The sequence below is a fragment of the Gordonia sp. CNJ-863 genome (assembly GCF_001942325.1).
In the GTDB taxonomy this organism is placed as follows: Bacteria; Actinomycetota; Actinomycetes; order Mycobacteriales; family Mycobacteriaceae; genus Gordonia; species Gordonia alkanivorans.
Map to the genome: position 1 here is coordinate 41,683 of NZ_MKKG01000088.1, position 11,929 is coordinate 53,611.

The following is an 11,929-nucleotide window of genomic DNA, read 5'->3' on the forward strand; positions in this document are numbered from 1 at the left end:
TGACTCGAGTCTAGTGACCCCGGGTCCGGCGACGCCTCATTCGGCGAAGCGGTCGGTCGCCTCCAGCAGGTGGTGCCGGATGCCGGTCTCGAAGGAGGCGTGCCCGGCGTCGTCGACGATGCGCAGATCGGCGGCCGGCCAGGCCCGATGGAGGTCCCAGGCGCTGCGCATCGGGCAGACGACATCGTAGCGTCCCTGGACGATGACGCCGGGGATGTGCGCGATGGCGTCGATGTTGTCGAGCAGCTGGCCGTCGTCGAGGAAGCCGTGGTTGACGAAGTAGTGGTTCTCGATCGACGCGAAGGCGAGATCGAAGCGGTGCGCTTCGTCAGGATTCTGTCCCGACTCCTCCTCGGGACGGGGGAGCAGGTAGCTGGTGGCTTGTTCCCAGCCGGTCCACGCGCGGGCCGCGGCACGGGCGACGTCGCGGTCGTCGGAGGTCAGCAGCCGGTGGTAGGCGGCGACCAGGTCGCCGTCGCGCTCGTTCGCCGGGATCGGCTCGAGGTAGGTCTCCCACACGTCGGGGAAGATGTGCGACGCGCCGCCGTTGTAGTACCAGTCGATCTCGCAGCGACGCAGCAGGAAGATCCCGCGCAGCACCAGTTCGGTGACCCGGTCGGGATGCGCCTGCGCATAGGCGAGACCCAGCGTCGAACCCCAGGAGCCGCCGAAGACCTGCCAGCGGTCGATGCCGAGATGGGTTCGGAGCTTCTCCATGTCGGCGATGAGATGCGGCGTGGTGTTGACACTCAGGTCCGCGCCGTCGGCGATATGCGGCCGGGACTGTCCGCAACCGCGCTGATCGAACAGCACGATCCGGTACTTCGCGGGATCGAAAAAGCGTCGCTGGGCCGGTGACGTGCCACCGCCGGGGCCGCCGTGGACGAAGACCACGGGCTTCCCGTCGGGATTTCCCGACGTCTCCCAGTAGATCTGCTGGCCGTCACCCACATCGAGGTGACCGGAATCGTAGGGCTCGATCTCCGGGTAGAAGTCACGCATGGTCACCGAGCCTAGGCGCAACCGGGATTCCGTAGAAGTTGTGGGGATATGGCGTCCACAACTTCTACGGATCGTCGGTCAGTAGCTGTGCTCGGGGCCGGGGAAGACGCCGCGACGGACCTCGTCGGCGTACTGCTCGGCGGCCGAACGCAATTCGGAGCCCACGTCGGCGAACCGCTTGACGAACTTCGCCGTCTTGCCGTGGGTGAGGCCGGCCATGTCCTGCCAGACGAGCACCTGGGCGTCGGTCTCGTTGCCGGCACCGATGCCGACGGTCGGGATCGTCAGCTTGCGGGTGATCTGACCGGCCAGCTCGGCGGGGACCATCTCCATGACGACCGAGAAGGCGCCGGCCTCCTGGACCGCGATGGCGTCGGCGATGAGCTGGTCGGCGCCGTCTCCACGACCCTGGACGCGGAAGCCGCCGAGGCCGTTGACGCTCTGCGGGGTGAACCCGATGTGCGCCATGACGGGGATACCGGCGGCGGTGAGAGCCGCGATCTGCGGGGCGACGCGCTCGCCACCCTCGAGCTTGACCGCGTGCGCGCCGGTCTCCTTGAAGATCCGGATGGCGTTCTCGAGGGCGTGCTGCGGCCCGATCTCGTAGCTGCCGAAGGGCATGTCGGCGACGACGAGGGCGTGCGGGGCGCCGCGCACGACGGCGCGGATCAGCGGGATCATCTCTCGACGCTCACCGGGATGGTGGTGTCGTACCCGAGGACGACGTTGGCCGCCGAGTCACCGACGAGCAGCACCGGGATTCCGGCGGCGTCGAAGATGCGTGCGGTCGAGTAGTCGTAGGCGGTGAGCATCGACCACCTTTCGCCCTCGGACTTCATCTGGGCGAGGTGATGGACGCGGGTCACACGGCGCTTGGGAGCGTCGGTGGTGGAGGTGGATGCACCATAGACCGAGGATTCGGACATCGTTGTCTCTTTTCTGCCTCGAGTCCCGGCTGGCCCGGAGGGGCGCGGCGGGTACCCGGGTTGAACACGGACAAGCGCCATTGTGTCACCGCAGATATGTGATGTAACCGTCGCAGGATATGCAATTGATCACATCGAACTGGAGGTGGAGTCTGCCCGATGTGCGGAGGTTGTCGCGGTTCGGAAGCATCCTGGCTGTTCGGAGGCATCCCATCCCGGCTGTCTTGCGTCTCATATGATGGGATGGCCTCGGCAAACGCGCAGGACAGCGAGTTGGTGTTATGCGTGTAACACGGATTTAACAGCCGACTTCTAATGTCGGCGACCATGGATCGCCAAAAGGAATTCGTGCTGCGGACCCTCGAAGAGCGCGACATCCGTTTCGTCCGACTGTGGTTCACCGACGTACTCGGTTATCTGAAGTCCGTGGCGATCGCGCCGGCTGAACTCGAGGGTGCCTTCTCCGAGGGCATCGGCTTCGACGGCTCGGCCATCGAGGGCTTCTCCCGTGTGTCGGAGGCGGACACCGTCGCCAAGCCCGACCCGTCGACCTTCCAGATCCTGCCGTGGACCACCTCGGCCGGCCGTCACCACTCGGCCCGCATGTTCTGCGACATCGCGATGCCCGACGGCACCCCGAGCTGGGCCGACTCGCGCCACGTGCTGCGTCGCCAGCTGAACAAGGCCGCCGATCTCGGCTTCAGCTGCTACGTGCACCCCGAGATCGAGTTCTTCCTCCTCAAGGACTCGCCGCTCGACGGTTCGGTGCCGACCCCGGCCGACACCGGCGGCTACTTCGACCAGGCCGTCCACGACGCCGCACCCAACTTCCGCCGTCACGCCATCGAGGCCCTCGAGTCGATGGGCATCTCGGTCGAGTTCTCCCACCACGAGGGCGCCCCGGGCCAGCAGGAGATCGACCTCCGCTACGCCGACGCGCTGTCGATGGCCGACAACGTGATGACCTTCCGCTACCTCATCAAGGAGGTGGCCATCAACGAGGGCGTGTGGGCCACCTTCATGCCCAAGCCGTTCAGCGAGCATCCCGGTTCGGCGATGCACACGCACATGAGCCTGTTCGAGGGCGACATCAACGCGTTCCACAATCCCGACGACCCGATGCAGTTGTCGGCCACCGGTAAGAAGTTCATCGCCGGCATCCTGCACCACGCGTCGGAGATCAGTGCCGTCACCAACCAGTGGGTCAACAGCTACAAACGCCTCATCCACGGTGGCGAGGCCCCGACCGCCGCGACCTGGGGCGGTGCCAACCGGTCCGCACTCATCCGGTTGCCGCTGTACACGCCGAACAAGGCGTCGTCGCGACGCATCGAGGTGCGCAGCCCGGACTCGGCCTGCAACCCGTACCTGACCTTCGCGGTCCTGCTGGCCGCCGGCCTGAAGGGCATCGAGGAGGGTTACGAACTCCCCGACGAGGCCGAGGACGACGTCTGGGCCCTCACGCCGGCCGAGCGCCGCGCGATGGGGTACCAGGAACTGCCCGGCAGCCTGGCCGAAGCGCTCACCAAGATGGAGAACTCGGAGCTGGTCGCGGAAGCCCTCGGCGAGCACGTCTTCGACTACTTCCTGCGCAACAAGTGGGCCGAGTGGACGGGCTACCGCAGCATGGTCACCCCCTACGAGCTGAAGAACTACCTGCCGCTGTAAGGGCCCGGGCCCTGTCGTTCGGGACCGCGATGTCGTCTTCGGTGGTGAAGCCGCTATTTTTGTGAAGTGACACGACGACCGGGACGCAGCGCGGTACCCAGTGCAGGACGGTTGGGTCTGCTCGACACCACCGCGCCGCAGAATCTCGCCGAACTCGGCTGGAACACGCCCGAGTCCGTCGACGTGCTGTGGGCGTTGTCGCGGGCACCCGACGCCGACCTCGCGCTCCGCACGCTCGTCCGGCTGCGCGGGGTGGTCGAGGACGAGTGGTCGGAGATCGACGCGGCGCTGCGGACCAACCGATCGTTCCGAGGTCGCCTCTTCGGTGTCATCGGGTCTTCCGACGCCCTCGCCGATCATCTCATCGCCGAACCGGCGAGCTGGCGTCTGCTGGTCGCCGACGAGCTACCCGACCGTGCCGAGGTCGACCGCCGGATGCTCGAGTCCGTCGGCGCCGAGGCCGAGCCGGGCGAGGTCGAGAAGGGCAATCGTCTCTACCGCGCGAAGCTCACCGGACCCAAGTCCGTCGTCGCGCTCCGGCTCGCATACCGCAACCTGATCCTGCAGCTCGCCGCGCACGACGTCGCCTCCACGGTCGAGGACGAGCCGGTGATGTGGCTGCCGGAGGTCGGTGCCCAGCTGTCCGATCTCGCCGACGCCGCGCTCACCGCGGCACTGGCCGTGGCCATCGCCGAGGTGTGCGGCGACGATCCGATCCCGGTGCGGATCGCCGTCATCGCGATGGGCAAATGCGGTGCGCGCGAGCTGAACTACGTGAGCGACGTGGACGTCATCTTCGTCAGCGACCCCGCCGACGGCATCTCCTCGCGCATCGCCGGCGAGATGATGCGGGTCGGTTCGCTGGCGTTCTTCGAGGTCGACGCCGCGCTGCGTCCGGAGGGCAAGTCGGGCGCCCTGACCCGCACCCTCGAATCCCATGTCGCGTACTACGAGCGGTGGGCCAAGACCTGGGAGTTCCAGGCGCTCCTCAAGGCGCGCGCGATGACCGGTGACATGCAACTCGCGAACGAGTACATCGCGGCGGTCAAGCCGATGGTGTGGAAGGCCGCCGAGCGCCCCGACTTCGTGCCCGAGGTGCAGAAGATGCGCCGCCGCGTGGAGTCGCTCGTGCCGGAGGGGGAGCGCGAACGCAATCTCAAACTGGGGCAGGGCAGTCTGCGTGACGTCGAGTTCGCGGTGCAGCTGCTGCAGATGGTGCACGGTCGTGTCGACGAGAACCTTCGCGTCATGCCGACGGTCGACGCGCTCGCGGCGCTGACCGCGGGCGGTTACGTCGGGCGCGACGACGGTGCGAATCTCAGTGCGTCGTACCAGTTCCTGCGACTGCTCGAGCATCGGTTGCAGCTGCAGAAGATGAAGCGGACGCACCTCCTCCCGAAGCCCGACGACACCGAGGGTCTGCGCTGGCTCGCGCGCGCGGCCCACATCCGACGTGAGGGCGAGCTCGACGCGACCGGTGTTCTGCGCGAACAGATCAAGCACCAGACCCTCCGCGTCCGACGGTTGCACCAGAAGTTGTTCTACCGTCCGCTGCTGGAGGCGGTCACCCGTTTCCGGCCCGACGAGTTGACCCTGAGCGACGAGTCGGCCGAGAGGCGTCTGGCCGCATTGGGTTACGCCATGCCCGACCGCGCGCTCAGTCACATCCGGGCGCTGTCGAACGCACCCGGGCGTCGCGGCCAGATCCAGCTGCTCATCCTGCCGCAGCTGCTCGAACACATCGGTGACACACCGGATCCCGACGCCGGTCTGCTCAACTACCGGCGGCTGTGCGAGGCGCTCGAGGACAAGGACTGGTTCCTGCGTCTGCTCCGCGACGACGGAGTGGTCGCCGAACGGCTGATGAAGGTGCTCGGCACCTCCGAGTTCATCGCGAACATGCTGATGCGCTCGCCCGAGGTGATCCACCAGTATTCCGACGGTCCCGACGGACCGAAACTGTGCGCCATCCGGCCCGAGGACGTGGCCAAGGGGCTCATCGCCTCTACCGTGCGCCAAGAGGACATGAAACGTGCTGTCGCCGTGGCGCGTTCGCACCGTCGTGCCGAACTCGTCCGGGTCGCGTCGGCCGACGTGCTCGGTCTGATGGACGTGCCGACCGTGTGCAAGGCGCTGTCGAGTGTCTGGGCCGCGGTCCTCAACGCAGCGCTCACCGTTGCGGTCGACATCTCCGAACGAGAGCGCGGAAAGCCCGCGCCGGCTCGGATCGCGGTGATCGGCATGGGCCGGCTGGGCGGCGGCGAACTCGGTTACGGCTCGGACGCCGACGTCCTGTTCGTGTGTCAGCCGAACCGCGACGCCGACGAATCCGAGGCGGTCCGATGGTCGCAGACCATTGCCGAGTCGGTCCGCTCGGCGCTCGGCAGCCCCAGCGCCGACCCGCCGCTCGAGGTCGACACCGGCTTGCGTCCCGAGGGACGGAACGGCCCGGTCGTGCGAACCCTGGCCGCCTACTCGGCGTACTACGCGCAATGGGCTCAGCCGTGGGAGGTGCAGGCGCTGTTGCGGGCACATCAGGTCGCCGGCGACGAGGCGCTGGGTATCGACTTCCTGCTCATGATCGATCACGTGCGGTATCCGGCCGGGGGGGTCAGCAACGAGGCCGTCAAGGAGATCCGGCGCATCAAGGCCCGCGTCGACGCCGAACGACTGCCGCGTGGAGCCGATCCGGCGACCCATACGAAGCTGGGCCGTGGCGGTCTCGCCGACATCGAGTGGACCGTGCAGTTGCTGCAGCTGCGCTACGCCCACCGCTACCGCAGTCTCCACAACACCTCGACCCTCGAGTCGCTCGATGCGATCGGTGCCGCGGAGTTGTTGTCGGAGAACGATGTGGCGCTGCTCAAGAATGCGTGGATCACCGCGACCAAGGCGCGCAACGCCCTCGTGCTGGTGCGGGGCAAGCCCGTCGATCAGTTGCCGGGTCCGGGCAAACAGCTGCGTCAGATCGCGTTTGCGGCCGGCTGGCCCCAGGACCAGGCGTCGGAGTTCCTGGAGAACTACCTGCGGGTGACGCGCCGGGCGAAGGCCGTGGTGCTCAAGGTCTTCGGCGCATAGGCGCCGGTGCTGTACGGGGGACAGATGAAGAGATTTCTGTGGGTGTCGGCGTACATCCTCGGCTGGGCGATGCTGGCCGGGGTGTTGCTGGGGGTGTGGCTGCACTTCTATCCCTCGCGCGGCAACGTCGCGCTGTATCTGACGAGCGGGGTGGTCTTCGCGCTCGTCCCGGCGCTCGTCGCCATCGCGGTCTTCGCGGCCCTGCGCCGCTGGTTCATGCTGGCCATCGCGCTCGTGGTGTCCGGCGTACTGGCCTACACCCAGGTCCCGCTGGTGATTCCCGCGAGCGCGCCGGAGGGTGAGGAGTTCACCGTCGTGTCCGCAAATCTGCTGTTCGGCGGCGGCGACATCGGTGAGCTGGAGAGGATCGTGGCCGAGGCGGACCCCGACCTGCTCTCCCTGCAGGAGGTGACTCCCGAAGCGCTGGAACGTATTCGCGGCGGCGAGATCGCACGCCTCCTGCCGAACGAGTTCGCCATCCCGTATCCGTACGCGGCGGGCACGGCGTTGTTCACCAGGACGACCCTGACGGATCAGCTGAACATCCCCGACACCATCCTCCACAACCTGCAGGCGCGCACCGACCTGCCCGGCGCACCCGGTACGCACGTGCTGGCCATTCACCCGGCCGCGCCGCTGTGGGGAAAGAACGGCGGTTGGTTCCACGACATGGGCATCCTGGCCGACCACTTCGCGAAACTGCCCGCGGGGCGGGTGGTTGCGATCGGCGATTTCAACTCCACCTGGAACCACGCGACATACCGCAGACTCCTGACCAACGGTCTCGTCGACGGCACCGACGTGGCGGGCGCGGGCTTCCTGCCGACGTATCCGACCGACAAGAGGATCGGCAATCGTCCGCTCGTCGCCATCGATCGGGTCATCCTGCGCGGATTTGTGGCCACGTCGATGGACAGCCACTACCTGCCAGGTTCCGATCACCGGGCGCTGGTGGTATCACTGATTGCATCATGAGCGCCAGCATCTCCGATCCCGACACCGCGGACCCCAGCATTTCCCAACGGCTCCGCGAGGCGACCGCCGCCGCGCACCAGAGCGCCGAGACCGCCCCCTTCATCGACGACCTGATGTCCGGTCGTCTCGACAGCGGTGAATACCAGAGGCTGGCCGTTCAGCTGTATTTCGTCTACGAGGCCCTCGAAGCCGTCGGTGACGACCTCGCCGATGATCCGATCGCCGGTGCCGTCATCGACGACAAGTTGCGTCGGCTGCCCAGGCTCGGTGCCGATCTCGCGTCGTTCGGCGTCGACCCGAGTTCGTTCGCACCGCTGCCGGCGGTCGCGCGGTACGTCGAGGCCATCGAGGCCACCCGAGATGATCCGGCTCGCTATGTGGCACACCACTACACGCGATACCTCGGCGACCTGAGCGGGGGACAGGTCGTGGCCCATCGCATGCGTGAGCACTACGGTGTCGACGCTTCGGCGCTGAGTTTCTACACCTTCGACGAGATCGAGAAACTCAAGCGCTACAAGGATTCCTATCGCGCGCGGCTCGACGCCCTGCCGCTCGACGCCGCAGCCGTGGAACGGCTCGTCGACGAGGCGGTCGCCGCATTCGGCCACAACCAGGCGGTCTTCGGCGACCTCGACTCGGCCAGCGCCGCCTGAGAGCGGCAGAACCCGTTGGGGTTCAGTTCACCTGGAGCTTGACGGTGCGGTCCAGCACGACCTCGTGGAGGTCGTCGTTGCCCTTGACCAGTTCGATGCGCAACTGATTGTTGTCGAGTCGCCTGGTGGTGCGAACCACGCGCGGGGTGCCCTCGAGGCTGATGCGATCACCGGGGACAAGGTCTTCGACGTACACGTCTCTGGTCATGCGACCAAACTAAGGCCCTACCTTGTGGTACGGCAGAGCAAGAAGTCACATTTGTGCGGCAGATCACAACACGGTCTGTTCAGGTCCTCGCAATGAGACGTTCGACTCCGTCGAGTATCACCATCATCAGCCCGAGCTCCAGTTCCTCGCCGGAGTCGGAATCCTGCATCGAGGGGTCGGCGAACGCCGCGGCGAGGAAGCGCGCAGGCGCCCCATCGACGACGAACGCCCCGTCCGCGAGAACGCGGACGGGGCGTCGTGACGAGTGCTTGGATCAGCAGTCGTAGTACAGCGAGAACTCGTACGGGTGCGGACGGATCTGCACCGGCTCGATCTCGTTCTCACGCTTCAGCGCGATCCAGGTCTCGATGAGGTCCTCGGTGAACACGCCACCGGCGGTGAGGTACTCGTGATCCTCTTCGAGGCGGTCGATGACAGCGGCGAGCGAGGTCGGCGCCTGCGGGATCGACTTGGCCTCCTCCGGCGGGAGCTCGTAGAGGTCCTTGTCGACCGGCTCGTGCGGCTCGATCTTGTTCTTGATGCCGTCCAGGCCGGCCATCATCATCGCGGCGAACGCCAGGTACGGGTTGCCCGAGCTGTCCGGGCAACGGAACTCGAGGCGCTTGGCCTTCGGGTTGTTGCCGGTGATCGGGATACGCACACAGGCCGAACGGTTGCGCTGGCTGTAGACCAGGTTGATCGGTGCCTCGTAGCCCGGGACCAGACGCTTGTAGGAGTTGACCGTCGGGTTGGTGAACGCCAGCAGCGACGGGGCGTGGTGCAGGATGCCGCCGATGTAGTAGCGAGCCAGATCCGACAGGCCTGCGTAGCCGGCCTCGTCGTGGAACAGCGGCTTGCCGTCCTTCCACAGCGACTGGTGGGCGTGCATGCCCGAGCCGTTGTCACCGAAGAGCGGCTTCGGCATGAAGGTGACCGACTTGTTGTTCTGCCATGCGGTGTTCTTGATGATGTACTTGAACAGCTGCACGTCATCGGCCGCGTGGAGCAGCGTGTTGAACTTGTAGTTGATCTCCGCCTGGCCCGCGGTGCCGACCTCGTGGTGGCCGCGCTCGAGCTCGAAGCCCGAGTTCTGCAGATTGGTCGACATCTCGTCGCGCAGGTCGACGTAGTGGTCGTACGGAGCAACCGGGAAGTAGCCACCCTTGGGGCGGACCTTGTAACCCAGGTTGGGGCTGCCGTCGGGATCGGTCGGCGAGGCGGTGTTCCACCAGCCCGACTCCGACTCGATCTCGTAGAAGGTGCCGTTCATCTCCGAGCCGAAGGACACCGAGTCGAAGATGTAGAACTCGGCCTCTGCACCGAAGAAGCAGGTGTCGGCGATGCCGGTCGAGGCCAGGTAGTCCTCGGCCTTGCGCGCGACGTTACGCGGGTCGCGGCTGTAGGCCTCACGGGTGAACGGGTCGTGGACGAAGAAGCTGATGTTCATCGTCTTCGCCTTGCGGAAAGGATCGATCCGCGCGGTGGCCGGGTCGGGCAGCAGCATCATGTCCGACTCGTTGATCGACTGGAAGCCGCGCACCGACGAACCGTCGAATGCCAGACCGTCCTCGAACACGCTCTCGTCGAACGCCGAAGCGGGGATCGAGAAGTGCTGCATGACACCGGGCAGGTCGCAGAATCGGATGTCGACGTACTCGACACCTTCCTTCTTGATGCCCTCGAGTAGTTCTTCTTTACTGCTGTACACCGTGCGGTGACTCCTTCGTGATCGGGTGGTCAGTGGTACTGACACGCCACACACATCCGCCGCCGAGAAACAGCAGCGGATCTCAGCGGCAACCGTATGGAGGCGAAGTTGCCCAGGCGTCAAGTCCGTGTTTCCCCCGTGTTACACACCGGTGTTCTTGGCAACACACGGCTCATACCTCGGTGAACGCACTCGGCGGATCCCACCCTAGCCCGCTGCGGGCACCGGGGCGGGCGGTAGGGGTAACGGCCCCGACTACGATGGACCCAACGAACGCCGTGGTCGTCGACGGCGAGCCACGGTCGCGAGAGGAGTCATCACGATGGGACGAGTAACCGGTTCCTGGCTGTCGGGACCGCAGATCGGTCCCGGCGACGGCGTCGACAACGATTTCCGCGGTCAGGACCTCGGTCTGCCCGCGTCCGGACCCGGCTCGCTGGCCACCGGGTGGCCGCGCGTGGCAGGCCTGCTCGTCGACTGGCTGATCGCCGGTGGGCTCGCGATCCTGTTCGTCGGATTCGAGTCGTCGGTCCTGGGCACCACCCAGCTCGGCATCTGGTTCGTGATGGGAATCTTCGCGGTCTCGCTGTTCGGCTTCACCCCCGGCCAGTTCGTCGTCGGGATGCGCGTGGCCCGTGTCGACTTCGGGCCCGAGCGCAACGCCGCCGAAGCCGCCGGCAAGGAGAGCCCCGCGTCCGTCGGCATCGTGCGGGCCTTCTTCCGCCAGTTGCTGATGGTGTTCCTGGTGCCGGCCCTGATCAACGACTACAACGGCCGCGCCCTGCACGACCGCGCGACGGGCACGGCGATCGTCCGGACGCGCTGAGCGTTCGGTAAACCCACCACGAATCCGTAAAGCCACCGCCCGTGCGGGCGGTGGCTTTACGGAACAAGGGTGGGTTTGCGAATCAGCCGCGACGACGCGCGGTGCGCTGCATGCTCTTCATCTTCGCGTTGCCGGGCAGCGGGCCCTTGGGCATACCGGGACCGGGAGCCTTGCTGCTGAGCGCGGCGAGACGGCCCTCGAGGGTTTCCATGCGCTTGCGGTCGATGTTGCTGGGCAGCTTGTTGATGTGACGCTCGAGCTTGGACAGCGGGACCTGGCCGTCGTCGTTGCCGACCATGATCTCGTAGATCGGGGTGTCGCCGACGACGCGGGCGGCCTTCTTCTTCTCCTGGTTCAGCAGGGACTTCACGCGGGTCGGGGAGCCCTCACCGACGAGGATCACGCCCGGCTTGCCGATGACCCGGTGCACGGCGTCGAGGTGCGAGGTGCCCGAGACGGCCTGCGCGACGCGCCACTGGCCGCGCATGTTGCCCAGCGCCCATCCGGCGGCACCGGGCTGGCCCTCGGCCTTGGTGTAGACGTTCTTCTGCACACGACGGCCGAACAGGATGAACGCACCGAGCACACCCAGCACGAGGCCGAGCGGGATCAGCAGCCATGGCGAGCCCAGCAGGAAGCCGAGCGCGGTGAACACGGCGATGGACAGCACGATCACACCCACCATGTAGGGGATGAGTCGCTTGTCTTCCTTGCGCTGCATCTGGAACGCCTGCCACAACTGCTGGCGCCGTTCCTTCGATGCAGCCTTGCGGGCCTGCTTCTTAGCGGCCTTTGCTTCCTTGCTCACGGACTGCGCCTTTGCCATACGGCCAGTTTACGTCCGGTCGTCAGGTGACCTGCCGCATGGTCGGCAGGCGGGGT

9 protein-coding genes and 1 pseudogene are annotated in these 11,929 nt (G+C 66.5%); 5 read left to right on the forward strand and 5 right to left on the reverse strand.

The features are described 5' to 3' along the window. Positions 1-36: 36 nt before the first annotated feature. Positions 37-1,002: a prolyl aminopeptidase gene (gene pip / locus BJF87_RS23985; protein ID WP_035752715.1), complete on the reverse strand. Its 966-nt coding sequence runs from the start codon at positions 1,000-1,002 to the stop codon at positions 37-39. Between the two features lie 78 nt (positions 1,003-1,080). Then, positions 1,081-1,928, reverse strand: a pseudogene (gene panB, locus BJF87_RS23990) (3-methyl-2-oxobutanoate hydroxymethyltransferase). A 327-nt stretch (positions 1,929-2,255) separates the two neighbouring features. Here panB and glnA (BJF87_RS23995) point away from each other — a divergent pair. The 4 genes from glnA (BJF87_RS23995) (at position 2,256) to BJF87_RS24010 (ending at position 8,305) form a co-directional block, all read left to right on the forward strand. After that, positions 2,256-3,596: a type I glutamate--ammonia ligase gene (gene glnA / locus BJF87_RS23995; protein ID WP_035752790.1), complete on the forward strand. Its 1,341-nt coding sequence runs from the start codon at positions 2,256-2,258 to the stop codon at positions 3,594-3,596. Between the two features lie 66 nt (positions 3,597-3,662). Beyond that, positions 3,663-6,674: a bifunctional [glutamine synthetase] adenylyltransferase/[glutamine synthetase]-adenylyl-L-tyrosine phosphorylase gene (locus tag BJF87_RS24000; RefSeq protein WP_075864047.1), complete on the forward strand. Its 3,012-nt coding sequence runs from the start codon at positions 3,663-3,665 to the stop codon at positions 6,672-6,674. A gap of 24 nt (positions 6,675-6,698) precedes the next feature. Next, the gene (locus BJF87_RS24005; protein ID WP_075864070.1) at positions 6,699-7,649 is read left to right on the forward strand and encodes an endonuclease/exonuclease/phosphatase family protein; all 951 of its coding nucleotides are present in this window, start codon (positions 6,699-6,701) and stop codon (positions 7,647-7,649) included. After that, positions 7,646-8,305 (forward strand): heme oxygenase (biliverdin-producing), encoded by a 660-nt coding sequence (locus BJF87_RS24010; RefSeq protein ID WP_075864048.1) that lies wholly within the window; start codon positions 7,646-7,648, stop codon positions 8,303-8,305. Before BJF87_RS24005 ends, BJF87_RS24010 begins: the two co-directional genes overlap by 4 nt. 22 nt (positions 8,306-8,327) lie before the next feature. On the opposite strand, the gene BJF87_RS24015 is transcribed toward BJF87_RS24010, so the two are convergent. Both BJF87_RS24015 and glnA (BJF87_RS24020) read right to left on the reverse strand, forming a co-directional pair. Further along, complete coding sequence (locus BJF87_RS24015; RefSeq protein ID WP_075864049.1) at positions 8,328-8,513, reverse strand: hypothetical protein; 186 nt, start codon at positions 8,511-8,513, stop codon at positions 8,328-8,330. Between the two features lie 274 nt (positions 8,514-8,787). Continuing rightward, positions 8,788-10,221 carry a type I glutamate--ammonia ligase gene (gene glnA / locus BJF87_RS24020; protein ID WP_006356814.1) on the reverse strand — a complete coding sequence of 478 codons (1,434 nt, stop codon included), beginning with the start codon at positions 10,219-10,221 and terminating at the stop codon, positions 8,788-8,790. A gap of 322 nt (positions 10,222-10,543) precedes the next feature. On the opposite strand from glnA (BJF87_RS24020), the gene BJF87_RS24025 reads away from it, so the two are divergent. Beyond that, the gene (locus BJF87_RS24025; protein WP_006356815.1) at positions 10,544-11,047 is read left to right on the forward strand and encodes a transporter; all 504 of its coding nucleotides are present in this window, start codon (positions 10,544-10,546) and stop codon (positions 11,045-11,047) included. Positions 11,048-11,129: 82 nt separating this feature from the next. On the opposite strand, the gene BJF87_RS24030 is transcribed toward BJF87_RS24025, so the two are convergent. Beyond that, complete coding sequence (locus BJF87_RS24030) at positions 11,130-11,873, reverse strand: DUF4191 domain-containing protein (protein WP_006356816.1); 744 nt, start codon at positions 11,871-11,873, stop codon at positions 11,130-11,132. Positions 11,874-11,929: the final 56 nt, after the last annotated feature.